At 73.0% G+C, this 22,224-nt stretch carries 20 protein-coding genes, 7 tRNA genes and 3 pseudogenes; 11 read left to right on the top strand and 19 right to left on the bottom strand.

Annotation, left to right across the window (positions count from 1 at the left end; all coding sequences use genetic code 11):
- Window positions 1–135: 135 nt before the first annotated feature.
- The 3 genes and pseudogenes from thrS to ACWCXX_RS36610 all read right to left on the bottom strand — a co-directional run.
- Entirely contained in the window at window positions 136–2,112 is a 1,977-nt protein-coding gene (thrS, locus tag ACWCXX_RS36600; RefSeq protein ID WP_451134967.1) for a threonine--tRNA ligase, read from the bottom strand.
- A gap of 139 nt (window positions 2,113–2,251) precedes the next feature.
- On the bottom strand, window positions 2,252–3,511 hold the full coding sequence (locus ACWCXX_RS36605; protein WP_451134969.1) for a hypothetical protein: 1,260 nt from the start codon (window positions 3,509–3,511) through the stop codon (window positions 2,252–2,254).
- 2 nt (window positions 3,512–3,513) lie between these two features.
- Window positions 3,514–4,074 (bottom strand): annotated as a pseudogene (locus ACWCXX_RS36610) (DUF4365 domain-containing protein); the annotation flags it as partial.
- A 193-nt stretch (window positions 4,075–4,267) separates the two neighbouring features.
- Between ACWCXX_RS36610 and ACWCXX_RS36615 the strand changes: the two are divergent.
- Window positions 4,268–4,993 carry an exonuclease domain-containing protein gene (locus ACWCXX_RS36615; protein ID WP_451134971.1) on the top strand — a complete coding sequence of 242 codons (726 nt, stop codon included), beginning with the start codon at window positions 4,268–4,270 and terminating at the stop codon, window positions 4,991–4,993.
- Between the two features lie 126 nt (window positions 4,994–5,119).
- On the opposite strand, the gene ACWCXX_RS36620 is transcribed toward ACWCXX_RS36615, so the two are convergent.
- Window positions 5,120–5,191, bottom strand: a tRNA-Val gene (locus ACWCXX_RS36620).
- A gap of 39 nt (window positions 5,192–5,230) precedes the next feature.
- Window positions 5,231–5,677, bottom strand: a complete 447-nt coding sequence (locus ACWCXX_RS36625; RefSeq protein WP_451134973.1) for an SRPBCC family protein — start codon at window positions 5,675–5,677, stop codon at window positions 5,231–5,233.
- Between the two features lie 83 nt (window positions 5,678–5,760).
- Here ACWCXX_RS36625 and ACWCXX_RS36630 point away from each other — a divergent pair, with 83 nt between their 5' ends.
- Window positions 5,761–8,292 carry an SCO7613 C-terminal domain-containing membrane protein gene (locus ACWCXX_RS36630; RefSeq protein ID WP_451134975.1) on the top strand — a complete coding sequence of 844 codons (2,532 nt, stop codon included), beginning with the start codon at window positions 5,761–5,763 and terminating at the stop codon, window positions 8,290–8,292.
- Between the two features lie 448 nt (window positions 8,293–8,740).
- Here the strand turns inward: ACWCXX_RS36630 and ACWCXX_RS36635 are convergent.
- Window positions 8,741–8,812 (bottom strand) — tRNA-Val (locus ACWCXX_RS36635).
- Window positions 8,813–8,889: 77 nt separating this feature from the next.
- Complete coding sequence (locus tag ACWCXX_RS36640) at window positions 8,890–9,381, bottom strand: TIGR02611 family protein (RefSeq protein ID WP_451134977.1); 492 nt, start codon at window positions 9,379–9,381, stop codon at window positions 8,890–8,892.
- A 190-nt stretch (window positions 9,382–9,571) separates the two neighbouring features.
- On the opposite strand from ACWCXX_RS36640, the gene ACWCXX_RS36645 reads away from it, so the two are divergent.
- Both ACWCXX_RS36645 and ACWCXX_RS36650 read left to right on the top strand, forming a co-directional pair.
- Window positions 9,572–9,985, top strand: a complete 414-nt coding sequence (locus ACWCXX_RS36645) for an SsgA family sporulation/cell division regulator (protein ID WP_003959770.1) — start codon at window positions 9,572–9,574, stop codon at window positions 9,983–9,985.
- A 342-nt stretch (window positions 9,986–10,327) separates the two neighbouring features.
- Window positions 10,328–10,918 carry a CGNR zinc finger domain-containing protein gene (locus tag ACWCXX_RS36650; protein ID WP_451134979.1) on the top strand — a complete coding sequence of 197 codons (591 nt, stop codon included), beginning with the start codon at window positions 10,328–10,330 and terminating at the stop codon, window positions 10,916–10,918.
- A gap of 4 nt (window positions 10,919–10,922) precedes the next feature.
- Here the strand turns inward: ACWCXX_RS36650 and ACWCXX_RS36655 are convergent, their stop codons facing one another.
- The 3 genes from ACWCXX_RS36655 to ACWCXX_RS36665 form a co-directional block, all read right to left on the bottom strand.
- Window positions 10,923–11,078, bottom strand: a complete 156-nt coding sequence (locus ACWCXX_RS36655; protein ID WP_384231935.1) for a hypothetical protein — start codon at window positions 11,076–11,078, stop codon at window positions 10,923–10,925.
- A 181-nt stretch (window positions 11,079–11,259) separates the two neighbouring features.
- Window positions 11,260–12,279, bottom strand: coding sequence for a LacI family DNA-binding transcriptional regulator (locus ACWCXX_RS36660; RefSeq protein WP_451134981.1), 1,020 nt, complete (start codon window positions 12,277–12,279; stop codon window positions 11,260–11,262).
- A gap of 129 nt (window positions 12,280–12,408) precedes the next feature.
- Window positions 12,409–12,846: a hypothetical protein gene (locus ACWCXX_RS36665; protein ID WP_451134983.1), complete on the bottom strand. Its 438-nt coding sequence runs from the start codon at window positions 12,844–12,846 to the stop codon at window positions 12,409–12,411.
- A gap of 214 nt (window positions 12,847–13,060) precedes the next feature.
- Here ACWCXX_RS36665 and ACWCXX_RS36670 point away from each other — a divergent pair, with 214 nt between their 5' ends.
- A complete protein-coding gene (locus ACWCXX_RS36670) occupies window positions 13,061–13,576 on the top strand; it encodes a DsbA family protein (RefSeq protein ID WP_451134985.1) in 516 nt (171 codons plus the stop codon).
- Between the two features lie 9 nt (window positions 13,577–13,585).
- On the opposite strand, the gene ACWCXX_RS36675 is transcribed toward ACWCXX_RS36670, so the two are convergent.
- The 3 genes from ACWCXX_RS36675 to ACWCXX_RS36685 all read right to left on the bottom strand — a co-directional run bounded on the left by ACWCXX_RS36675 (window position 13,586) and on the right by ACWCXX_RS36685 (window position 16,373).
- The gene (locus ACWCXX_RS36675; RefSeq protein ID WP_451134987.1) at window positions 13,586–14,422 is read right to left on the bottom strand and encodes a GNAT family N-acetyltransferase; all 837 of its coding nucleotides are present in this window, start codon (window positions 14,420–14,422) and stop codon (window positions 13,586–13,588) included.
- Between the two features lie 95 nt (window positions 14,423–14,517).
- A complete protein-coding gene (locus tag ACWCXX_RS36680; RefSeq protein WP_451134989.1) occupies window positions 14,518–15,339 on the bottom strand; it encodes an aminotransferase class IV in 822 nt (273 codons plus the stop codon).
- Window positions 15,339–16,373 carry a chorismate-binding protein gene (locus tag ACWCXX_RS36685; RefSeq protein WP_451135001.1) on the bottom strand — a complete coding sequence of 345 codons (1,035 nt, stop codon included), beginning with the start codon at window positions 16,371–16,373 and terminating at the stop codon, window positions 15,339–15,341. Before ACWCXX_RS36685 ends, ACWCXX_RS36680 begins: the two co-directional genes overlap by 1 nt.
- A gap of 163 nt (window positions 16,374–16,536) precedes the next feature.
- Here ACWCXX_RS36685 and ACWCXX_RS36690 point away from each other — a divergent pair.
- The 5 genes from ACWCXX_RS36690 to ACWCXX_RS36710 all read left to right on the top strand — a co-directional run bounded on the left by ACWCXX_RS36690 (window position 16,537) and on the right by ACWCXX_RS36710 (window position 16,983).
- Window positions 16,537–16,609: transfer RNA gene (locus ACWCXX_RS36690), tRNA-Gly, on the top strand.
- 38 nt (window positions 16,610–16,647) lie between these two features.
- Window positions 16,648–16,721 (top strand) — tRNA-Cys (locus ACWCXX_RS36695).
- A 1-nt stretch (window position 16,722) separates the two neighbouring features.
- A tRNA-Val gene (locus tag ACWCXX_RS36700) sits at window positions 16,723–16,794 on the top strand.
- A gap of 19 nt (window positions 16,795–16,813) precedes the next feature.
- A tRNA-Val gene (locus tag ACWCXX_RS36705) sits at window positions 16,814–16,885 on the top strand.
- Window positions 16,886–16,908: 23 nt separating this feature from the next.
- A tRNA-Val gene (locus ACWCXX_RS36710) sits at window positions 16,909–16,983 on the top strand.
- Between the two features lie 125 nt (window positions 16,984–17,108).
- Here the strand turns inward: ACWCXX_RS36710 and ACWCXX_RS36715 are convergent.
- The 3 genes from ACWCXX_RS36715 to ACWCXX_RS36725 form a co-directional block, all read right to left on the bottom strand.
- Window positions 17,109–17,372 (bottom strand): TFIIB-type zinc ribbon-containing protein, encoded by a 264-nt coding sequence (locus tag ACWCXX_RS36715; protein ID WP_451134991.1) that lies wholly within the window; start codon window positions 17,370–17,372, stop codon window positions 17,109–17,111.
- 68 nt (window positions 17,373–17,440) lie between these two features.
- A complete protein-coding gene (locus tag ACWCXX_RS36720; RefSeq protein ID WP_451134993.1) occupies window positions 17,441–18,427 on the bottom strand; it encodes an aminoglycoside phosphotransferase family protein in 987 nt (328 codons plus the stop codon).
- A 321-nt stretch (window positions 18,428–18,748) separates the two neighbouring features.
- Window positions 18,749–18,958 carry a hypothetical protein gene (locus ACWCXX_RS36725; RefSeq protein ID WP_451134995.1) on the bottom strand — a complete coding sequence of 70 codons (210 nt, stop codon included), beginning with the start codon at window positions 18,956–18,958 and terminating at the stop codon, window positions 18,749–18,751.
- 799 nt (window positions 18,959–19,757) lie between these two features.
- Between ACWCXX_RS36725 and ACWCXX_RS36730 the strand changes: the two genes are divergently transcribed.
- Window positions 19,758–21,116, top strand: coding sequence for a serine/threonine-protein kinase (locus ACWCXX_RS36730; RefSeq protein WP_451134997.1), 1,359 nt, complete (start codon window positions 19,758–19,760; stop codon window positions 21,114–21,116).
- A 121-nt stretch (window positions 21,117–21,237) separates the two neighbouring features.
- Here ACWCXX_RS36730 and ACWCXX_RS36735 read toward each other — a convergent pair.
- The 3 genes and pseudogenes from ACWCXX_RS36735 to ACWCXX_RS36745 form a co-directional block, all read right to left on the bottom strand.
- Window positions 21,238–21,873: pseudogene (locus ACWCXX_RS36735) on the bottom strand (ankyrin repeat domain-containing protein); the annotation flags it as partial.
- Window positions 21,870–22,088: a hypothetical protein gene (locus ACWCXX_RS36740; protein ID WP_451134999.1), complete on the bottom strand. Its 219-nt coding sequence runs from the start codon at window positions 22,086–22,088 to the stop codon at window positions 21,870–21,872. The gene ACWCXX_RS36740 and the pseudogene ACWCXX_RS36735, both read right to left, overlap by 4 nt.
- A 28-nt stretch (window positions 22,089–22,116) precedes the next feature.
- Window positions 22,117–22,224, bottom strand: a pseudogene (locus ACWCXX_RS36745) (heme-binding protein); the annotation flags it as partial.

Here is a 22,224-nt window from a genome sequence, read left to right on the forward strand (position 1 = left end):
AACGCTTCCGCAGCGCAGGATCGATCCTCTTACCGCCCACGGTCCTCGCAACTCCCATCATCGTGAGTGTTGCGAGGACCGCTAGAACTCAAGAGAGCGGATAGCTCTCCGGGGGCCTCTTTCCCACCGCGTCCGTCAGACCTGGACGCGGTCCTCGACGGCCTTCTGGATCTTGGCGATGGCGTCCTCGACGGGGATGCCGTTCTCCTGCGATCCGTCACGGTAGCGGAAGGAGACGGCGCCGTTGGCCATGTCCTCGTCGCCCGCGATGATCATGAAGGGCACCTTGGCCTTCTGCTGGTTGCGGATCTTCTTCTGCATCCGGTCGGACGAGGCGTCCACGTCGACTCGCAGCCCCTTCCTGCGCGCCTTGGCGGCGAACTCCTGGAGGTAGGGGATGTGCGCGTCGCCGATCGGGATGCCGACCGCCTGGACCGGGGCCAGCCACACCGGGAACGCGCCCGCGTAGTGCTCCAGCAGCACCGCGAAGAAGCGCTCGATGGAACCGAACAGGGCGCGGTGGATCATGACCGGGCGCTGCTTGGTGCCGTCCGGGCCGGTGTACTCCAGGTCGAAGCGCTCCGGCAGGTTGAAGTCGAGCTGCACGGTCGACATCTGCCAGGTGCGGCCGATGGCGTCCTTGCACTGGACCGAGATCTTCGGGCCGTAGAACGCGGCGCCGCCCGGGTCCGGGACCAGCGGCAGACCCTGCTTCTCGGCGACCTGGCGCAGCGTCTCGGTGGCCTCTTCCCAGATCTCGTCCGAGCCGACGAACTTCTCCGGGTCCTTGGTGGAGAGCTCCAGGTAGAAGTCGGTCAGGCCGTAGTCGCGGAGCAGGTTCAGGACGAAGGTGAGCGTCCGGTCGAGCTCCTCGGCCATCTGCTCCTTGGTGCAGTAGATGTGCGCGTCGTCCTGCGTGAAGCCGCGCGAGCGGGTCAGGCCGTGCACCACGCCGGACTTCTCGTACCGGTAGACCGTGCCGAACTCGAAGAGGCGCAGCGGGAGTTCACGGTACGAACGGCCGCGCGCGTCGAAGATCAGGTTGTGCATCGGGCAGTTCATCGGCTTGAGGTAGTAGTCCACCCCGTCGTCGAGCTGCATGGGCGGGTACATGCCGTCGGCGTACCAGTCCAGGTGGCCGGACTTCTCGAAGAGCTTGCCCTTGGTGGCGTGCGGGGAGTAGACGAACTCGTAGCCCTCCTCCTCGTGCCGGCGGCGCGAGTAGTCCTCCATGGCGCGGCGGATGATGCCGCCCTTGGGGTGGAAGACCGCGAGGCCGGGGCCGATCTCGTCCGGGAAGGAGAAGAGGTCCAGCTCGTTGCCGAGCTTGCGGTGGTCGCGCTTGGCGGCCTCCTCCAGGAACTCCAGGTGCGCCTTGAGTTCGTCCTTGGTGGGCCACGCGGTGCCGTAGATGCGCTGGAGCATCGGGTTCTTCTCGCTGCCCCGCCAGTACGCCGCGGCGTTGCGCATCAGCTTGAACGCCGGGATGAACCGGGTGGTCGGCAGGTGCGGCCCCCGGCAGAGGTCCTTCCAGCACAGCTCGCCGGTCTTCGGGTCGAGGTTGTCGTAGATGGTCAGCTCGCCGCCGCCCACCTCGACGTCCGCGCCGTCGTCGGAGGAGGCGGAGCCCTTGATGCCGATGAGCTCCAGCTTGTACGGCTCGTCGGCCAGTTCCTCGCGGGCGTCCTCGTCCGTCACGACCCGGCGGGAGAACCGCTGGCCCCGCTTCTGGATCTCCTGCATCTTCTTCTCGATGGCCTTGAGGTCCTCGGGGGTGAACGGCTTCTCGACGTCGAAGTCGTAGTAGAAGCCGTCCTTGACCGGCGGACCGATGCCCAGCTTGGCCTCGGGGAAGAGCTGCTGCACGGCCTGCGCCATGACGTGTGCGGTGGAGTGCCGCAGGATGTTCAGGCCGTCCTCGGAGGAGATCTCGACGGGCTCGACGACCTCGCCGTCGGCGACGGCGTACGCGAGGTCCTTCAGCTCGCCGGCGACCCGGGCCGCGACGACGGTGCGCTCGCCGGTGAAGAGCTCGGCCGCCGTAGTGCCCGTCGTCACCACGCGCTCTTCCCGCTCGGAATCGCGTTGGATGATCACACGGACGTCTGACACCGGTCTCTCCTGACTCAGGGGGAACGCACGCGTTCGCTGTGCGCGTGCGATACGAATCGTACCGAGCCGCGGGCCCCCTCTGCGAAACGGTTCGGGCGCCGGGTCCCGCCGCCGCCCCCGCGGCCCCTTCCCCGCGGCCCTATTCGCCGGTGCACGCCTCCTCGAAATGGTCGACGTTCTCCTGGAGCGACTTCATCAGCCGGTCCCGCTCCGCCTCGTCGACCTGTACGGGCACCACCTGCGTGGTCCGGGTCAGCCGCCGGAAGCCGCCGCGGCTCTCCAGCCGTCCCTCCACCCTGACCGGCAGCCCCACCAGATGGGCCTGGCCGGCGATCCGGTACGCCTCCTCGTCCAGCTCCAGCCGTACGTGCGGCACCTCGGCACCCGCCAGCACCCGCAGCCGCACGATGCCCGGTCCGCGCGGCCCCGAGCGGCGCATCCCGACCACGGCGCCGGTGATCCGGACCGTCACGGCGGGTTCGTGTTCGAGGTGGCGGGCGCCCGCCCGGCGCAGGGCGGGCAGGTCGCCCGGGGAGAACTCCACCGGCTCGGGCCGGGGCGGGCAGCCCTCGGGGGTGCCGGCGGCGGGCGCCCACTCCAGGGCGATCCCGGCCCCTTCCGAGCCCCGGACCAGGGCGACGAGGGCCTCGGTGAGCTCCCGGCAGACGCCCGCCCCGACCGCCGTGTCGAAGGCCTCGAAGCCACCGGTGGCCCGCTGGTGGTCCACGGCCTCGCGGGCGGCGTGCAGGGCGTGGTGGAACCGTACGGCGAGGGCGCGGCCCGCCCCGACCGGGAGGTAGGCGGTCAGCTCTCGGCCGCCGGGCGGGGGCCCGACGAGGATGTCGTCCAGCGCCGCCCCGGCCCTTCGGCGATGCCGTGCGCCGTGGTAGCCGGTGCGGTCCCGTACGGCGAGGGCTCCGGCCGGCAGGATCTGCCGGGCGGCGGTGTGCAGCCGCTCGGCCTCCGCCCAGCCGGCCGCTCCCGCCGTGCCCGCGGCCGGTTCGGGGCCCTCGCGCCACCAGCGGATCATGTCGCTGGGCACCGCGAGGGAGACCAGTACGTCGCGGGCGCAGGGCGCGGCGCTGCGGGCGAGCGCGGTCAGCGCCTCGCCGAGGAGGTCCTCGCTGTCGGGGAAGGCGGTGGTGTCGGGGACGAGCAGGCTGGTGACGCCGCCGGGCGGGGCCGGTGGGCCCGGTGGGGTCCAGCGGCTGTAGCGCCCGGCCGCGCCGCCCCGGCGCCGCCAGCCGTGCCGGGCGAGGAGGGCGCCGAGGACCGCGGGATCGACGCGGGCCGGGTCGGGGATGTCCCCCGGCGGCCCGGAGGGGCCGGACCACGCGGGGCGCGGGCGGGTGGGCGACGGGGGCGCTCCGTCGGCGGGCTCGTCCATCGGCCGGTGCATCGGGGTCTCCCTCCGGCCCCCCACGCGGGTCATGATCTCGCAGAGCGCCCGGTCGTCGAAGATGCGCGAGGTCGGGATCCGCACGGTGGTCCTGTGCCGGCCCCCCCCGTCACGGGGTGTCCGGCCAAGTTGGTCCAGTAGCAGCAGTGCCGCAGGTCGAGCCGGTCGTGCCCGGCGCGCAGCCAGTCGTCCCGGCTGCGCGGCACGATCATCACGACGAGGATCTTGTGCACCGACACGGGGGTCCGGGCGAGCTTCACGAGGTGGGCGTTGTCCAGCATGAAGGAGAACGCCGCTCCCGGTGGTCGGGGCGGTAGCTGGTAGGTGCATTTGAGCTGCACCTTTATGGTCACTTCGTCGTCCACGGCATGGCCGGGGGCGCCGTGGCTGACGTGCCAGTCGATGCCGTTGTCGGGGAAGGGCTGCGACAGGGAGCATCCGGCCGCGGCCGCGACCGCGTGCAGATAAGGGGTGTCCATGCAGGCGGTGGTGGCGAGTGTGCCGCGCAGCGGGGCGACCCGCTGTGGCAGCAGTCCGCTCGGTTCGGGCTGCGCGAGCGCCATGGCTGCGAGTGCCTTCCGAGCTGTGCCGATCGGGGTTCTTCAAAGCGGGGTGGCGGACAACTTCCTTAGCCGTCACCTGTGTTGTCACCGCACGGAGCGGCCCGCAAACGGCGTACCAGGCAAAGTGCGCGGGTATCACCGAACCGGGCAGGGGAATCACACCGTCTGCCGTCCGGACACGAGGAGTTCGGGGATGACTCATTGGTACGAGGGGCCGCTGGCCGCTTTTGACACCGAGACAACAGGAGTCGACGTCGAGGGGGACCGGATCGTTTCGGCCGCCCTGGTCGTCCAGGACGTGGCGGGCGGGCGCATGCGCGTCACCCGCTGGCTGGTGAATCCGGGGATTCCGGTGCCCGCCGGGGCGATCGAGATCCATGGCCTGACCGACGACCACCTCCAGCGCAACGGCCGTTGGCCGGCGCCGGTGGTGGAGGAGATAGGGCGGGCGCTGGCCGAGCAGTGCGCGGCCGGACGCCCGCTGGTCGTGATGAACGCGCCGTTCGACCTGACGCTGCTGGACCGGGAGCTGAAGCGTCACCGGGCTTCGTCGCTCGCCGGCTATCTGCAGAACGCGCCGCTGTGCGTGCTGGATCCACGGGTGCTCGACAAGCATCTGGACCGCTACCGCAAGGGGCGGCGGACCCTCACCGATCTCTGCGAGCTGTACGGCGTGGTGCTCGACGGGGCGCACGACGCCGCGGCCGACGCGGCGGCCGCGCTGGAGCTGGTGCGGGCGGTGGCGCGGCGGTTCTCCTCGCGTCTGGAGCGGCTGACCCCGGCGGAGCTGCACACCCTGCAGGCCGTGTGGCACGCGGCGCAGGCGCGCGGGCTGCAGGCGTGGTTCGCGAAGAACGGCACCGAGGAGGCGGTGGATCCGGCGTGGCCGCTGCGCCCGGAGCTTCCCGCCGTGGCGTGAGGTGACCGGTCGCCCGGGGCCGACGGGTCCGGCACCGGTGCGGCACATGCGGAGGGAAATTTGCGGCGCATGCGGAAAACAGAGGACCGGTCCGTCGATGCTGCTGACGGACCGGTCTCTTCCGGGTGGGCGATACTGGGTTCGAACCAGTGACCTCTTCGGTGTGAACGAAGCGCTCTCCCACTGAGCTAATCGCCCGGGAACGGGTTGAACCATACAGGGCTCGGCGGGTCGGGTTCAAACTCCTTCCAGCCAGGCGGTCAGTCCCCGTCGTCCGGCGCGCATCATCAGGGCGTGGTTGGCGCGGAACAGCGGGCGTCCGGGCACCGCGAGGAGCCGCATCAGCCGCTTGCGCACCTCGACCTCCTGCTCGTAGACGACCCGGCTGCCGCCGCCGTACGGGGTGACTATCCACCGGGCCCAGCCCTCGAGATCGCCGCCGAGGGTCGCCTCGACGACCCGGGCCCGCGGGTCGCGGCGGCTCTCGCGGACGGTCATGACGAGGTCGTACGGGAGGAAGGAGCGGATCCGGGCGGTGCCGGTGGTGGCGTCGAGCGAGGCGACCTCGCGGAACTGCGGCCACCATCGCGGATAGTCGTCGGCGCGGCCGAGGATCTCGTAGACGGTGTCGGGCGGGCCGGGAAGGTCCCAGATACTCAGGAAGCGGTAGTGGCTCCAGTCCATGGTCCCAGTCTGCGCGTACTCAGCCGGGGAACTGAGTATCCGAGCGCATGTCCGAACCTGTGGCTCGCGCCACACTCCGTTGCATGGAACATGTGCCGCCGCCCGCCGAGGAATTGGCGCTCCTCGATCGCGAATTGGCCCAGTTGGACGCCCGCCGGTCCCAGTTGCTGGTTCGCCGTGCCTGGCTGGTGAGTGTGCTGACGCCGCCCGCGGCGTCTCCCTCACCGCAGTTCGCCGCCCCGTTCGGGCCTCCCCTTCCCGGCCCGCACCCGGCCCCGTTCGGGCCGCCGGCCGCGCAGTCCGGGCCGCGCAGCGCGCAGAACGTGCTGCTCACCCTGGGCGGTCTGCTGCTGGCGATCGCGGCGATCGCCTTCACCCTGGTCAGTTGGGGCCACATGGGGATCGCCGGCCGCTCGGCGGTGCTCGCCGTGGTGACGCTCGCCGCGCTCGCCGCCCCCGCCGTGCTGCTGCGCCGCGGGCTGTCCTCGACGGCCGAGTCGCTCGCCGCCCTGGCGTCGGTGCTGATGGTCCTGGACGCGTACGCCCTGCATCGGGTGGCGGTGCCGGAGGCGGACGGGCCCGGTTTCGCCGCGGTCGCCTCGGCGGTGCTCGCGGTCCTGTGGGGTGCGTACGGGCTGCTGCTCGACCGGCTGCGGCTGCCGCTGCCGCTGGCGGTGGTGAGCGCTCAGCTGCCGTTGCTGCTGTGGGCGTGGTCGGCGGGGGCCGGTGCCTCGGCGTTCGGGTGGGCGCTGCTGCTGACGGCCGCGCTGGACTGCGCGATCGCCGTGCGGGTCACCCGGGTCCCGGTGCGGGTGACCGCCTGTGTGGGCTGCTGGACGACGGGGCTGTGGGGGCTGCTGGTGGCCCTCGGGCAGTCCGTCTCGGCCGAGGCGGTCCCGGCCGCGCTGGCTCCGGCCGCGCTGCTGCTCACGGGTGCGGCGATCGCGCTGGCCGGGGCGTGGCGCGCCCCGGCGGGGTTCGCGGTGGCCGGCGGTGTGCTGGCCGGGCTCTGCGGGGTGGCCGCGGTGGGCGGCGTGCTGCGTGCCGGGGTGGACTGGGACTGGTCGGTCCCGGTGTATCTGCTGTGCGGGGTGGCGCTGCTGACGGCCGTGCGCGCCCCGCTGCCGCGGCCGGTCGGGCAGGGAGTGGTGTGGGCCTCGTCGGCGGTGGTCCTGGCCGCCGTGACGGTCTCGCTGCCCGCGGTCGGGGTGTCGTTGCTGGGGGCGGTGTCGCGGCTGGGCGAGGTGTGGTCCGGGGTGCCCGACGGCGGTGTGCGGGGTGCGCTGGGGGCCCGGGGCCCGATGTGGTCCCACATGGCCGCGGCTCCGGTGGTACTGCTGGTGGTGGCCGGTCTGGCGGCGTCGGCGCACCGGTCGTGGGACCGGCTGGTCCGGGTGGCCGGGCCGGTGGTTTCGCCGGGCGCTTCCCGGCGGAGTGCGGCGGGGGCCGTGGCGCTGGGGCTCGGCTGGGCGGGGCTCGTCGTGTCGCCCGCCGTGCTGGGGTTCCCGTACGCGGCGGCGGTGGCGGTGCAGTCGGTGCTGGTCGCCGGGGCGTTCGCGGCGGCGGTGGCGGCCCTGCGCCGGGGCCGGAGCGCCGTGGGGGCGACCGCGCTGGTGTGTGCCCTGGCCGGTGCGGTGAGCACGGGACTCCTCTCGCTCGCGACGCCGGGCACGACGTACGCGGTGTTCACGGTCCTGCTGGTGGTGTTCGCGGCGGCCGCCGTGCTGCTCGACGGTGTCGCGGGGCCGGTGGCGCAGTCCCCCGCCGTCCCGGTGGTGGCCGCGGCCCGGGTGCCGTGGGTCGCGCAGACGGTGACCGCGTGCGGGGCCGTGCTCTGCGGGACGGTGCTCGCCCGTGCGCTCGGGGCCTCGTGGGGACTGCCCGTCCATCGGGCGGCGCCGGTCATGCTGGTCGTCCCCCTGGCGACGGTGCTGCTCGGGGCCAGGCTGGGGAAGCGTCCGAGCGCGCTCCCCGTCGAGCTGGCCGGGGCCGCGGCCGCGACGGTGGCGATCTGCATGGCCCTGCCGGACCTGCCGTTCCTGGCCCTGGTGCTGGCGCTGTGCGGCGTACTGGCGGCGGGCACGGCCGTACGGGCCGAACGGCGGCCGGTCGCCGGGTATCTGGCGGTCGGGCTGTTCGTCCTGGCCACCTGGGTGCGGCTGTCGGCCTCGGGGGTGTCCGACCCGGAGGCGTACACGCTGCCGGTGACGGTGCCCGCCCTGGTGGTCGGTACGCTGCGCCGCCGCCGTGATCCGGAGGTGTCGTCGTGGACGGCCTACGGGGCGGGGCTCGCGGCGACGCTGGTGCCGAGCCTCTTCGCGGCCTGGGTCGATCCGCACTGGCTGCGGCCCCTGGTGCTCGGGGTTGCGGCGCTCGTGATCACGCTGGCCGGTGCACGGTTGCGGCTGCAGGCGTTGTTGCTACTCGGTGGTGCGGTGCTCGCGCTGGACGCCCTGCACGAACTGGCGCCGTACGTGGTCCAGGTCGTCGGAGCGCTGCCGCGCTGGCTGCCGCCCGCCCTGGCCGGGCTGCTGCTGGTGGTGGTCGGGGCGACGTACGAGCAGCGGCTGCGCGACGCGCGGCGGCTGAAGGAGACTCTCGGCAGGATGCGCTGACGGGGCGTCGCACGGCCGGTCCCGGGCGCCCCCGCCGGGCCCCGGGACCGGTCGACGGCCATGCGTCCGGCGGTGGTCGCCCACCGGGCGGGGAAGCAGTCGCCGCGAACTCGCCCGTGAAATGGAGCAGTTCGCACCTTCTGCCACCGCAATGCAATTGCGACACGGTTCTCGAATGGTCCGGACAATGCCCGCGCAGCAGCGGAACGAACTCTCTTTCCCGGAATTCCCGCCGCCCGGCGGCCTGTCCGTACGCGATATCCGGATACGGCTTGCCGATTAGCGGATCCGGCTCCGGTCGCCGCCCCGGAACCGAATCATTCGCGAAAGCGCCCACACCCGGTCCGCGAAGAGGGCGCACCGGACCGGAGAAACACGGAGCGGGATCGGAACGGGAAATGCGGAGGGCCCGTGAGACTCTGCGATCTCACGGGCCCTCCGTCCGGGGTGGGCGATACTGGGTTCGAACCAGTGACCTCTTCGGTGTGAACGAAGCGCTCTCCCACTGAGCTAATCGCCCGGGTGCGGACCAAACATTACCCCATGTCAGGGGTGCTCCGTGACCACCCCCGGGTCGGCCCCTCGGCCGCCCCGGGATCACTCGTGGATCTTCCACGGCATGACGATGCCGAACTTCCAGACGTAGATCCCCACCAGCACCGCGACGATCACCAGTCCGGTCACGGTGAGGATGATATTGCGCCGCCGGACCTTGGGGTCGAGCGCCCGCTGGGCGGCCTCGGTGACCTTCCGCCTCGTCCAGCGGAGCACCAGCTGGGCCCAGACGAACTCGGTCGCCCAGATCGCCATGCCGCCGAAGATCACCAGCCAGCCGGGGCCGGGCAGCGGCAGCATGATGATCCCCGCCACGACCACGGCGAGACCGACCACGAAGACGCCGACCTGCCAGCTCAGGTGCAACGTCCTGGACGCCTTGATGAAGCCGGGCGCCCTGGAACCGAGCTCCCGGTCCTCCTTCGTCACCTCCTGGGCGACCTCCCCCGTCACACCGTTCGCCAGGTCCCCCGCGGCGGGCGCGGGGGCGGCCCGTCCGGCGCCCCCGTCCCGCTCGTCACGCTCCGCATTCATGGAGGACAACCTACCGGAACGGCCTTCGTCACCGGAATGGACGCATAGCCGAAAGTTACACACCGCCGTACGAGCTATCCGAAGGAACACAAAAAGGTCAGAGGGGTTTACAACGCCACCGTAGGTGGCATGTCGATTTCGCCGACGTGCGAATCCCCGAGCGCACACTGAGCGAAAGGCCCTGGCGCTTATGAACACCACGGTCAGCTGCGAGCTGCACCTGCGCCTCGTTGTGTCGAGCGAGTCCTCACTGCCTGTCCCCGCGGGCCTGCGGTATGACACGGCCGATCCGTATGCCGTGCACGCCACCTTCCACACCGGAGCGGAGGAGACGGTCGAATGGGTATTCGCTCGCGACCTCCTCGCCGAGGGGCTGCACCGCCCCACCGGCACCGGAGACGTCCGCGTCTGGCCATCCCGTAGTCACGGCCAGGGCGTCGTCTGCATCGCACTGAGCTCACCGGAGGGCGAGGCCCTGCTCGAAGCCCCGGCAAGAGCCCTGGAGTCGTTCCTGAAGCGGACCGACGCCGCGGTTCCACCAGGCACCGAACATCGCCACTTCGACCTCGATACGGAGCTCTCTCACATCCTGGCCGAGAGCTGAGCCAGGCGGAGAGCCGCGCGGCGCCGTCCGACTCGGGGAGACGGCGCCGCGCGGACAACCTCATACGGCCGACACCGGTGCCGTGACCACGCGATCCACCGTGGTCACGGCGCCGGTGCACGTCCGCCGGCGCCCCCGCCCGCCGCTCCGGCCTCCGCCCCGGGCCGGAGCTCGCCCGTACAGGACCGGTGGCCGTTCACCGGTCCCGCGGACCGGTCCGTGGCCGGTAAGCGCTCACCGCGCTCCGCACGGGCCCTCTCGGGCCCCTGTGCCCCGCCGCCGAGCCAGTAGAGTCAGCCGGCATCGGCGGGCACCCGCCCGCCGGAGGCAGGGAGCGAAAGCGTGCTGATCCCACACGACACCCGGATCGCCCTCGACACGGTGGTCGAGCTGGTCAACACCGCACCGGAGAGCGAACCGCCGCCGAGCGGGGCGCGGCCGGGGGACGGGCGGAGCGACGGTCTCGACGGCGTCGAGGCGCTGTACGACTTCGCACGGCGCCATCGCATCAGCGGCGTCGGCACCCTCGACGAGAAGGACCTGCGGGCGGTGCGGGACGTACGGACGCGTTTCGCGGAGATCTTCGCGACGGACGACACCCAGCTCGCCGCCTCGCTCGTCAACACGCTCGTCGCCGCCGCCGGCACGACGCCGCAGCTCAGCAATCACGACGGCTACGACTGGCACGTGCACTACTTCGCGCCGGACGCCTCGATCGCCGACCACCTCGCGGCCGACTGCGGCATGGCGCTGGCCTTCATCGTGGTGGCGGGCGAGCTCGAACGGCTGCGGAGGTGCGAGGCGCCGGACTGCCGGCACGCCTTCGTCGACCTGTCCCGCAACCGCTCCCGCCGCTACTGCTCCAGCCGTACGTGCGGCAACCGTCTGCACGTGGCCGCGTACCGGGCACGCCGCAAGGAAGCGGCCGACTGACCGTTCACAGCATGAACAGATCGTGCAGCGCGGCCATCAGCAGCAGGCCGCCGATCACCCCGAGGAAGATCATCAACGGCGGCTGGGAAAGCGCGAAGAGGCAGCCGCGCGGCTCTTCGGCAGGGGGTGCGGGGGCGTCGCCCCGGGAGGTGTCCACCATCTCGGGAAGATCATGACGCACTCGGGACCCCGGCGATGCCCAATGAGCCTCGTCACGCCGGGAGTTCACCGTACCGGGGCGTCCGTGATTCGTTCCGGCGGCCGATCGGCCGTCATGTGTTCGGCAGCGCGCCCGGTGCCTCCCGGGGCCGCCGGGCGCGGCGCCGTCCGGTCGCGCGTCCTCAGTGCGGCGTCGCGCTGGAGGCCCGCACCACGAGCTCCGGTTGGAGCACCACGTCGCGGTGCTCGTGGGTGCCCTCCTCGTCGTCCGACTCCTCCAGCAGCAGCTCCGCCGCCATCCTGCCCATCACGGCCGCGGGACGGCGGACCGAGGTGAGCGGCACGGCCGCCGCGGCGGCGAACTCGATGTCGTCGTACCCGACGATGGCCATGTCGTCCGGCACCTCGACGCCCGCCGCGTAGAGCGCCTGCAGCACGCCGAGGGCGAGCAGGTCGTTGGCGCAGAACACCGCGGTCGGCCGGGGCACCAGGCCGAGCAGCCGGGCCCCGGCGTCCCGGCCGGCCGCCACGTCCAGGCGTTCGGAGGGGATCTCGACGAGCGCCCCGGGCGGCAGTCCGCCCCCGGCCAGCGCCGCCAGGGCGCCCTCGCGCCGGTCCCTGATCTGCTGGAGGTCGTCGGGGCCGCTGACGTACGCCACCGAGCGGTGCCCGGCCGAGACCAGATGACCGACGGCCAGGGCGCCGCCGTGGACGTCGTCGACGGAGACCGCGCAGGTCCCCCCGCCGGACGCCACCCGGTCCACCAGGACGAAGGGGATCCGGTGGCGGCGGAACGCCTCCAGGTTCCGGCCGGTCGCGTCGGCGGGCGTGACCAGGACGCCGCACACCCTCTGCTCGGCGAAGAGCCCCAGGTACTCGGCCTCCTCCGCCGGGTTCTGGTCGCTGTTGCAGACCATGACGCCGAGGCCGGCCTTCCGGGCGGTGTGCTCGGCCCCGCGGGCCACGTCCACGAAGAACGGGTTGCCCATGTCGAGGACGAGCAGCGCCATGATCCGGCTCCGGCCCGCCCTGAGCTGGCGCGCCGATTCGCTGCGCACGTACCCGAGTTCCTCGATGGCCGCCAGCACCCGGGCGCGGGTCTCCGGCAGCACCGCCTCGGGCCGGTTGATCACATTGGACACCGTGCCCACGGAGACTCCGGCCCGCCGGGCCACGTCCTTGATCCCTGCCACACGCGCCACTCGTCCTGCCCCACCGATGTCCTCGGCCGCACCCGTCCCGCGGCGTCGCCCCATCGTACGGACGGCGCCCCGGGGCGGTCCGCCGTCCCGTTGCGGTGCGGGCCGCCCCGCGGGCGGGGGCGGCGCGGGTCAGATGCCGTGCTTCTTCAGGATGGCCTCGATGTCGCTGAAGTCGTCACCGGACGAGGCGGGCTCCCGGCGGGGCTTCGCCTTCGGGGCCGCCTGCGCCCCGGCCCCCAGGGAGGGCGCCGATGCCCCGGGGGCGACGGCCTCCGCCCGTGCCGCGGCCCTGCGTTCCTTGCGGGTGCCGCCACCGCGGCGTTCGACCGCGCGCGTGGTGGTGAACAGCAGCCAGGCCACCGCGAGCAGCCCGAAGCCGATCCAGACGCTCGGGTCGAAGGCGATTCCGGCTGCCCAGTCCACGATCCCGGTCAGCGCCAGCCCGATCGGGACCAGCGAGTAGGCCGCGATCCGGGCGGCGGCGAGGAAACGCTTGCGGTACGCGGTGACGGCGGCGATGCCCAGGCCCGCAGCGGACACCGCGGCGCAGATGGTCTCGGCAAGCATCGGTGCCTCCAGGCGCACGGGGAAACGTCTCTTCCATCCTGCACCGGCGACCGGGCGGGCGGCCACGATCGTGGGCCACATCAGGGACTTTTCAGGGCCGGGATCCTCCCCGGGTGCCGGTCGGGGCCGGGCAGGGCCGCCGGCGCCGACGCCGGGGCGGGGTGCAAAACGGGTGCCGGTCGGAAGCCGCGGGCGGCCCTGGGAGACTGGTCCCATGAGCGATTCCACCCCTTCGGCACCCGTCGTCCTCGACCTCTGGTGCGACCTCCAGTGCCCCGACTGCCACCGTGCCCTCACCGATGTGCACGCCCTGCGGGCCAAGTACGGCGACCGGCTGGACGTACGGCTGCGGCACTTCCCGCTGGAGAAGAACAAGCATGCCTACGCCGCCGCCCAGGCCGCCGAGGAGGCCGCGGCCCAGGGCAAGGACTGGGCGTACGTCGAGGCCCTCCTCGCCCGCACCGCCGACCTCGCCCGCGTCGGCGAACCGCTGCTGGTCGAGGTGGCGCGGGAACTCGGCCTGGACACCGAGGAGATGGACACCGCCCTGATCGACGGACGGCACATGCTGATCGTCGACGCCGACCAGGCCGAGGGCAAGGCTCTCGGGGCCACCGGTACCCCGACGTACGTGATCGGCGACGAGCGGCTGGACGGCGGCAGGAGCCAGGAGGGGCTGCGCGAGCGCATCGAGGAGATCGCCGACCGGCTGCTCGCCGGGCAGGGCTGAGCGGACGGGTCAGAGCGCCTTGGCCAGGTTGTACCGGTCCGTCCGGTAACCGAGCGAGTCGTACAGCCGCAGGGCGGGCGTGTTGGCGGCGAACACGTGCAGTCCGAGCCGGCGGGGGCCCGCGGCCAGGACGAGGCGCTCCGCCTGCTGCATCAGGGCGCGCCCGTGGCCGTGCCCCCGGTGCTCCTCGGCCACCTCCACGTCGAAGACGTATCCGGCGCTCACGCCCTCGATCTCCTCGCGCGTCGACACCCACACATGGCCGACGACCGCGTCCCCGGCGACGAGGACGTGGAGGAACACGCCCTCGGTGTCCAGGCCGTCCGGCAGGTTGCGCTCGTGGTCGGACCTGGACTTGCGCCTGGCCTGCTCGGCCGGGACGCCCCGGTCGATCCAGGCCTGTGCGTAGGACTCGACGGCGGCGCTCAGCCAGGTGTCGAACTCCTCGGCGGACATCGGCCTGGCGACGACCCCGTCCGGGAGCGCGGGGGCCGTGGGGTCGAGTTCCTTGAGCATGTTGCGGCTGCGTTCGGTGTAACCGAGCGCGGCCGCCAGGTGCCGGAGCCCCTCGTCGTCCGCCGCCGCGCTCAGACGCACCTGGGTGCAGCCCCAGCCGCGCAGCACCTCCTCGGCGGCGAGCGCGGCGATGGTGCCGCGCCCGCGTCGCCGGTGCGGTTCGTCGATGCGCAGGGAGCGCAGCACACCGGTCGCCGCGCCGAACGCCGCGTCGGTGCCGATCTCGACGGAACCGACGGGCCGTCCGTTGTCGCACACGTCGTACGCGCGGATCTTCGCGCCATCGGCGCCTTGCTGGATCGGCCCGGTGGGCCGGAGGGTGGTGGTCATCCGTGCTGTTCTATCCACCGGCCCCCCGGTACGTCACCCGGTTTTGCGGATTCGGGGCACCGGCCCCCGGTCCGGCCCGGCCCGGACGAGGGGCCCTACGGGTCGAGGTCGTTCCCGGCCCGCTCCTCGAAGATCCGCATGGCCTTGCCGGTCACCGGTCCCGGGACGCCGGGCAGCTCCCGGCCGTCGACCCGGTGGACGGCCTGGACATCGCGCAGGGTGGAGGTCAGGAAGATCTCCTCGGCCCGCTCCAGGACGTCGAACGGCAGCTCGGTCTCCTGCGCGCCCGTCCATTCCACGGCCAGCGCGCGGGTGATTCCGGCGAGGCAGCCGGAGGTCACGGGCGGGGTGTGCAGCTGTCCGTCGAGCACGACGAAGACGTTGGAGCCGGTGCCTTCGCAGAGCTGCCCGACCGTGTTGGCGAAGAGCGCCTCCGAGGCGCCGTGCTCATGGGCGCGGGCGAGGGCGACGACGTTCTCGGCGTACGACGTGGTCTTGAGCCCGGTGAGCGCGCCGCGTTCGTTGCGCGTCCAGGGGACGGTGATCGCGGCGGTGGTGTCGGGGCGGCGGTCGACCCGGCCGAGGGCGATGACGAGCCCGGGGCCCGCGTCGCCGCGGTCGGAGCCGAGCGGGGAGAGGCCCCCGGTGTAGGTGATGCGCAGCCGGCCGAGCGGCATCGGGTTGGCGTCGATGACGGCGGCGCAGCCCCGGCGTATCTCGTCCAGGTCGGGTTCGGGGAGGCCGAGGCCGCGGGCCGACCGGGCCAGCCGGTCGAGGTGGCGGGTGAGGGCGAAGGGCCTGCCGTCGGTGGTCCTGATCGTCTCGAAGACGCCGTCCCCCGCGGTGAGCCCGTGGTCGAGCACGGACACCCTGGCCTCGTCGGCGTCCCGCAGGCCGCCGTTCACCCACATCCTCATCATGCGGTCCTTCCCGTTGTTCCGTGTTCGCCCGATGCCACCGTGAGCAGTCGGGACGCCTTGAGTTCGGTCTCGTCCCATTCGCGCTCGGGATCGGAGCCCCAGGTGATGCCGGCCCCGGTGCCGAAGCGGAGGACCGGAGCCGTGCCGGTCCGGTCGATCCAGAAGGTGCGGATGCCGACGGCGAGCGAGGCGGTGCGGCGGTCGGCGTCGACCCAGCCGATGCCTCCGCAGTAGGGCCCGCGCGCTGCGGTCTCCAGTTCACCGATGATCCGCAGGGCGCTGGACTTGGGCGCCCCGGTGACCGATCCGGGCGGGAACGCGGCGTCGAGGAGTTCGGGCCAGCCGGCGCCCTCGGCGAGTTCGCCGCGCACGGTGGAGACGAGGTGGACGAGGCCGGGGTGCTTCTCGACCACGCAGAGGTCGGGGACGGTGACCGAGCCGGTGGCGCAGACCCGGCCGAGGTCGTTGCGGACCAGGTCGACGATCATCACGTTCTCGGCGTGGTCCTTCTCCAGCAGATCGCTCTCGGTCCGGCCGGTGCCCTTGATCGGTCCCGACTCGACGGTCCGGCCGTCCCGCCGGAGGAAGAGCTCGGGGGACGCGGTGGCGATCTCGACGCCGTGCGCGGGCAGCCGGATCGTTCCTGCGTACGGGGCGGGGTTGCCCCGGGCCAGCAGCGCGGTCAGCGCGTCCACGTCCGCGGCGGCCGGGTCGGGCAGGGGCGCGCTCAGCACCCGGCAGAGGTTGGCCTGGTAGACCTCGCCCGTCGCGATGTACTCGCGGATCCGCCGTACGCCCGCGGTGTACGCGGCACGGTCCAGGGACGACTTCCAGTCGCCGGCCGCGGGGCCGCGCCAGGCGCCGGGCACCGGGGCGGGCACCGGCCGCCTGCGCACGGAGCCGAAGCGCGCACAGACGAGGCGGCCCTCGAAATCGGCGGAGACGGCCCAGAACCCGGTCGATTCGAGGGCCGCGGGATCGCTGGTCACGTCCCGTAGATCGGACGCGAGGAGGCCGTCGAAGCGGGCCATTGGAGCAAGGTCGTGCACGCGGTCGAGTCTAGGGCGGCGTGCGGTGACCTGCGCCGGGGCGAGTGCACCTCAGCACGCTGCGCAAACGCGTTTTTGTACTGGCCCGGGAATCCGCTAGAGTTCAACACGTCGCCGGGACGCGCAAGCGGACCGGGAAAGACAAGCGGACGTAGCTCAGTTGGTAGAGCGCAACCTTGCCAAGGTTGAGGTCGCCAGTTCGAACCTGGTCGTCCGCTCGCAGAAAGGTGGGGGATCTTCCCGAACCCTCACTCCTGGTGGAGTGGCCGAGAGGCGAGGCAACGGCCTGCAAAGCCGTCTACACGGGTTCAAATCCCGTCTCCACCTCCAAGGACGATTAGCTCAGCGGGAGAGCGCTTCCCTGACACGGAAGAGGTCACTGGTTCAATCCCAGTATCGTCCACTGATCCGCAAGGATCCCCGCGCGATTAGCTCAGCGGGAGAGCGCTTCCCTGACACGGAAGAGGTCACTGGTTCAATCCCAGTATCGCGCACGCAGTACACGCAGGTTCACCCTGCGCGATTAGCTCAGCGGGAGAGCGCTTCCCTGACACGGAAGAGGTCACTGGTTCAATCCCAGTATCGCGCACCAACGAAGAAGCCCCGGTCGTCGTCGACGACCGGGGCTTCTTCGTTCCCGCCGGACACGGCGGACGCCCGTGGGTCCGGACGGTCGACGTCCGGGCCCACGGTCAGGCGCTCGGTGGTGCCACGGGTTCAGGACGAGAAGAGCATCCGGCCGAAGCTCTTGTGCCGGTAGTGGCCGCCGTGGTGCTGCGGCGCACCCCAGGCGGGTGCCGGGGCGGCGGGGTACGCCTGCGGGGGCGGCGGGGCCTGCTGCGCCCACTGCGACTCGATGCGGGTGAGGGTCTCCAACTCGCCGTAGTCGAGGAAGATTCCCCGGCAGCCGCTGCACTGCTCGATCTGTATGCCGTTGCGGTTGTACGTGTGCATCTGCGCGTGGCACTTGGGACACTGCATGGTTCGGCTCACTCCTCGCTCTGGGACCGCCGCCGCCGGAAGGGATGTCCGCCGACGGTCGGTTCAGCCTACGACGACCGCTCGGCGGCCAACTCCGGCGGGAGGGACGCGATTCGGACGCAGGCGTCGATCACCGTCTGCTCCACCTCGTCCGGAGCCCGGCCCTCCGTCGTGGACTTGGCGATCGCCAGCGCGGCGGCCTGGACGGTCAGGGCACGGGCCGGGACGTCCAGTTCGGGCCAGGGGTCGCCCTCGGGGCGCACGGCGGGGCCGCCCGCGGCCCGGTAGGCGCCCAGGAACCGGAACCAGACCTCGGGTGGCAGGAGGCCGGCCGCGTACCAGGCGGCGGGACGGGCGAGGTCCCAGGCGGGGTCGCCGAGACCGATGTCGTCGACGTCGATGAGCAGCCAGGGCCCGTGCGGGGCCGGGTGGCGGACGAGTTGGCCCAGGTGCAGGTCGCCGTGGCAGAGGAAGCGCGAACGGTGCGGGGGCGGGGCGGCTTCGTCGCGGGCCCAGGCGGGCAGCCGGTGCCAGGCCCCGAGCACGGGGGCGGTGACCGGGTCGTCCGGCCGGGCGGCGTGCATCCGGGCGACGGCGAGCGCGGCCTTCGCGGGGCCCCGCATGGGCGGGAGCGCGAGGGCGGGCGGGGCCGGGGTGCGGTGCAGTGCGGCCAGCAGGGTGGCGGCCTCCTCCCAGGGGGCGGCGTCGGGGTCGCCGGGGTCGACGGGTGCGCCGTGGGGCCACAGTGTGACGGGGCGGTCGAGGAGGGTGCCGGGTCCGGGGCCTTCGGGCTCCCGGGCGGGGCGGGGGTGCAGCGGTGCGAGCAGGACGCCGGCGAGCCGCGGGTCGTCCGCGAGAATCAGGCGGCTGAGCAGGCCGGGGGTGTCCGTGCCGGGAGCGTGGGCCTTGGCGACGACGGTCCCGCTGCGGACCACGGTGCCGTCCGCGCGGTCCGCGAGCACCGTCGGGGGCGGGCAGGCGCAGGGGGTCTCGGGGTGCGGGTGCGCGGCCCGGTGGGCGAGGTCGCCCAGCGCGCGTACGACTGCGGTGGTCACGGTCTCCCCCGGTGGCGAGCGGATGCACGGGCGGCCCGGTCCGTGCCGGGCCCGCCGACGAGCGTACGCGCGCCGGACCGAGGCAGGGTCGAAGGCCCGGGGGGTGAGAGCGGCACGGCCACGGTGCGATCGCCGAGAAGCCGGCCGGGCGTTTCGGGTTCGCGGGGCGGTCGCCCCGCCGCGAACGGCTCCGGAAAACGCGATGTCCGGTCAGCTCCCCAGCTGACCGGACAAACGCTGCCGTCCGCCGCACCCCCGTCCCCACGGGGCTGTTGGCCGGATGTCCCGGTCCGGACCGCTCTTCCGGACCCCGGGCGCCGCTCAGCGCCCCAGCATCACGCCCACGGACGACGCCTGTGTGACCACCGCGTCCCAGCCGCCGAAGACGACCACGAGCAGGGCCGCCAGGGGAAGAACCATCGCCGTCGCCACCAGGGGGTGACGCGTGCCGGACGACGGGCGGGCGCCGAACGCGGCGTGGACCCTGCGTCCCCGCGTACGGGTCATGGTCCGCGTTGCCGTGTCCGCCATGGTTCCTCTCCCGACTCGATGTGGAGCGGCGGGCGTGTGACCTCGGGGGACGAGTGTTGCGCCCGCCGCTTGACCTCAACACTAGGGACGCGGGTAACGGGCGACGTCATGCCCGCGTACCTAATGCCGGGCCTCCCGGAGGATGAGCCGCCGGTAGTCGGCGTACTCCCCTGGGTGGAGAACGGGCGCACGCCCTTGGGGACATCCCTGAGGAGCCGCCGGGCGCTTCCCGCCCTTGACCTCCGATGTATCAGACCCTCGATGCACGTCCGGGAGGCCGGAAGGGAAGCCGTTGAGCAGGGGAACAACGTCGAGGACCCTGGAATTGCGCGGCCGAGCGATGAGCCACACGGGCAGGTATTCATCCGATTTCTGGTGCCGTTGCGGCATATCCACCGGGCATGGTCCTGATTCGGGGCGCGGGGCACCGGTCGGGGCCGGGCCTCCCTCCGCGGTGGCCGGCGGAACCGTCGGTGACCGTGACATCACTCACCTTCCCCCTCCCCCATTGATCCGGGTGACGAGCCCCGCCGGGCCTCCCGCGGTCCGCGCACACCCGCCCCGGCCGGGGCCGCACCCTATTGTTTTCGGCCACATGGCCCCAACGGCCTGTCGGCGCAACCGCTTTGGGCGCGGGGGCCGCTGCGGCGCGGGACGGGTCCCGATCCACTGCCCGTCACGGCCCGTGCCGCGTACCGACAATCGATCGTCCGGCGAGGGCGCGGCCTCTGAGCGCCCTGGGCGCCGGGTACGTAAGCTGTGCGTCGTCAGGCGGACCAGGCAGCGGGGATGGGCAGACATGGCGATGATGCGGCTCCGGCGCGAGGACCCGCGTGTCGTCGGCTCGTTCAGGCTGCACCGGCGGCTCGGGGCGGGCGGCATGGGTGTCGTCTACCTGGGTTCGGACCGGCGCGGTCAGCGGGTGGCGTTGAAGGTGATCCGCCCCGATCTGGCGGAGGACCAGGAGTTCCGCTCGCGGTTCGCGCGCGAGGTGTCCGCGGCCCGGCGGATCCGCGGCGGCTGCACGGCGCGGCTGGTGGCCGCCGATCTGGAGGCGGACCGCCCCTGGTTCGCCACCCAGTACGTCCCGGGGCCCTCGCTGCACGACAAGGTGGCCGAGGAGGGACCGTTGTCGGCGGTCGAGGTGGCCTCGATCGGGGCCGCGCTCTCCGAGGGCCTGGTCGCGGTCCACGAGGCCGGTGTGGTGCACCGTGACCTGAAGCCGTCGAACATCCTCCTCTCCCCCAAGGGCCCCCGGATCATCGACTTCGGGATCGCCTGGGCGACCGGGGCCTCCACCCTCACCCATGTCGGCACGGCGGTGGGTTCGCCGGGCTTCCTCGCCCCCGAGCAGGTGCGCGGCGCGGCCGTGACGCCCGCGACCGACGTGTTCTCGCTCGGTGCCACGCTGGCATACGCGGCGATGGCCGACTCGCCCTTCGGACACGGCAGTTCCGAGGTCATGCTGTACCGCGTGGTACACGAGGAGCCGCAGCTGCACGATGTGCACGACGCGCTGGCGCCGCTGGTGAGCGCGTGTCTGGCGAAGGATCCCGGGGAGCGGCCGAGCACGCTCCAACTCTCCATGCGGCTCAAGGAGATCGCGGCACGGGAGGCACAGGGGCTGCGCACGGGCCGGCCGCCCGCGCAGCGTTCGACGCAGGATCCGGACCGGCCGACCGGCCGTCTCGACGGCCCGTACACCGAGCAGCAGACCCGGCGCGCGGCTCCTCCCCCGCCCCGTCAGCAGAAGCAGCAGCTCCCGCAGGGCGGCAGGCAGGCCCCGTCGTCCAGGGCCGGGGAGCCGCGCACCGGCGGTTCACGCCCTGGTGGGTCACGCACCGGCGGGGCGCGCACCGGCGGTTCACGCATGGGTGGTTCGCGTCCGCAGCCGCCGCGCAGCACCACCCGGTCCGGCCGGCGCCCGCAGGGCACGAACGGGACGAACGGCCGGCCGGGGACGCGGCCCGGGACCCGTACCACCTCGACGGGGCTGCGGCCCGCCAATCCGCGGCTGCTGCGGCAGCGGCTCGTCGTCTTCGTCGTGGTGACGCTGCTGGTGGCGCTGGGCATCGCGGCGGCCCAGGGCTGCCAGGGGCCGGCCCGCGGGCTGGGGGGCGACCGGGGACACGACCGGGCGCAGAGTCAGAGCCGGTAGCTCCGGGGCGTCCGGTCCCGCGGCCCGCCCGGCCGGCGGGCCGGGTCCAGTTCGGGCCGTCGGCGGTTTCCGGTTCGGCGGCGGGCTTCCAGCGGGCGAAGAGCGTGCTGCCGCCCCAGTCGCAGAGGACGCCGAGCAGCGTGCCGACGGCCAGGGACGCCAGGAGCAGGCCCCAGTCGTCGTCCTGGATGGCGAAGAGCGAGTAGCAGCCGACGAACGTGCCGGGGACGAGCGAGGTCCACCGGAACCGTCCGAGCAGCACGACGCACGTGACGAAGATGCCCACGGTCAGCGCGTGCACGGGGCCGCCGTCGCCCAGGACCACCGCCTCCAGCAGGGCGGTCCAGCCCAGGTGGTTGACGTGGTCGACGTCGATGTCGGTCTCGCGCAGCAGGGCCCGTACGTAGTCGACGTGGCCGCGTTCGCAGGCGGGGATCAGGGCGGTGCCGCCGAAGCGGTTGGGCAACGACAGGTCGGGACCGGCCGGAAGCAGGGTGCGCATCATCGCCACGCTGCCGGTCACCCCGGTCACCAGCCAGGGGCTGTCCTGGCGGTCGTCCCGGGCGTCGGGGTCGGCCCCCGCGGCGACGAGCACCTCGGCCGCGGCCACATGGTCGCCCGCGGCAGCGAGGAGGAGCGGGGTGCGCCGGTGGGCGTCCCGGGCCTCCACCTCGGCACCGGCGGCGAGAGCGGCCCGCACGCCTGCGGTGTCGCCTTCGCCCGCCGCTGCCAGCAGGGCGTGTTCGGCAGGGGTCAGGGGGTGCTCCTCGGGTTGCTCGCGTCGCGCAGCACGGCCAGCGCCGTCCCCGCCCTCGTGCGCACCGCGATGCCGATCCCCGCTCCGAGACCGGCCCGGATGCGGACGGGATCGAAAAGCCGGCGGTGCACGGCACGGCGAGTGCCGGGCACCGACCGGAACCGGGAGGCCGCGCTGCTCCCGCCCGCGGCGTCGCCGTCGTCGAAGGGCAGCATCGCGCGGCCTCCGTTCCGTCCTGCTTGCTTACTTGTTCAGAGCCGCGGCGCCGGCCTGGGCGAACTTCTCGTCGAGGTCGCCGGACGGGGCACCCGCGACGCCGATGCCCGCGATCGGGGCGCCCTTGGCGGTGAC

It is taken from the genome of Streptomyces sp. NPDC001732, assembly GCF_053596315.1.

What these genes read in the sequence shown, in the direction of transcription:
- ACWCXX_RS36605 (WP_451134969.1), bottom strand. Translation starts at nt 3,511, where the DNA reads ATGCACCGGCCGATGGACGAGCCCGCCGACGGAGCGCCCCCGTCGCCC.
- ACWCXX_RS36615 (WP_451134971.1), top strand. Translation starts at nt 4,268, where the DNA reads ATGACTCATTGGTACGAGGGGCCGCTGGCCGCTTTTGACACCGAGACA.
- ACWCXX_RS36625 (WP_451134973.1), bottom strand. Translation starts at nt 5,677, where the DNA reads ATGGACTGGAGCCACTACCGCTTCCTGAGTATCTGGGACCTTCCCGGC.
- ACWCXX_RS36630 (WP_451134975.1), top strand. Translation starts at nt 5,761, where the DNA reads ATGGAACATGTGCCGCCGCCCGCCGAGGAATTGGCGCTCCTCGATCGC.
- ACWCXX_RS36640 (WP_451134977.1), bottom strand. Translation starts at nt 9,381, where the DNA reads ATGAATGCGGAGCGTGACGAGCGGGACGGGGGCGCCGGACGGGCCGCC.
- ACWCXX_RS36645 (WP_003959770.1), top strand. Translation starts at nt 9,572, where the DNA reads ATGAACACCACGGTCAGCTGCGAGCTGCACCTGCGCCTCGTTGTGTCG.
- ACWCXX_RS36655 (WP_384231935.1), bottom strand. Translation starts at nt 11,078, where the DNA reads ATGGTGGACACCTCCCGGGGCGACGCCCCCGCACCCCCTGCCGAAGAG.
- ACWCXX_RS36665 (WP_451134983.1), bottom strand. Translation starts at nt 12,846, where the DNA reads ATGCTTGCCGAGACCATCTGCGCCGCGGTGTCCGCTGCGGGCCTGGGC.
- ACWCXX_RS36670 (WP_451134985.1), top strand. Translation starts at nt 13,061, where the DNA reads ATGAGCGATTCCACCCCTTCGGCACCCGTCGTCCTCGACCTCTGGTGC.
- ACWCXX_RS36675 (WP_451134987.1), bottom strand. Translation starts at nt 14,422, where the DNA reads ATGACCACCACCCTCCGGCCCACCGGGCCGATCCAGCAAGGCGCCGAT.
- ACWCXX_RS36680 (WP_451134989.1), bottom strand. Translation starts at nt 15,339, where the DNA reads ATGAGGATGTGGGTGAACGGCGGCCTGCGGGACGCCGACGAGGCCAGG.
- ACWCXX_RS36685 (WP_451135001.1), bottom strand. Translation starts at nt 16,373, where the DNA reads ATGGCCCGCTTCGACGGCCTCCTCGCGTCCGATCTACGGGACGTGACC.
- ACWCXX_RS36715 (WP_451134991.1), bottom strand. Translation starts at nt 17,372, where the DNA reads ATGCAGTGTCCCAAGTGCCACGCGCAGATGCACACGTACAACCGCAAC.
- ACWCXX_RS36725 (WP_451134995.1), bottom strand. Translation starts at nt 18,958, where the DNA reads ATGGCGGACACGGCAACGCGGACCATGACCCGTACGCGGGGACGCAGG.
- ACWCXX_RS36730 (WP_451134997.1), top strand. Translation starts at nt 19,758, where the DNA reads ATGGCGATGATGCGGCTCCGGCGCGAGGACCCGCGTGTCGTCGGCTCG.
- ACWCXX_RS36740 (WP_451134999.1), bottom strand. Translation starts at nt 22,088, where the DNA reads ATGCTGCCCTTCGACGACGGCGACGCCGCGGGCGGGAGCAGCGCGGCC.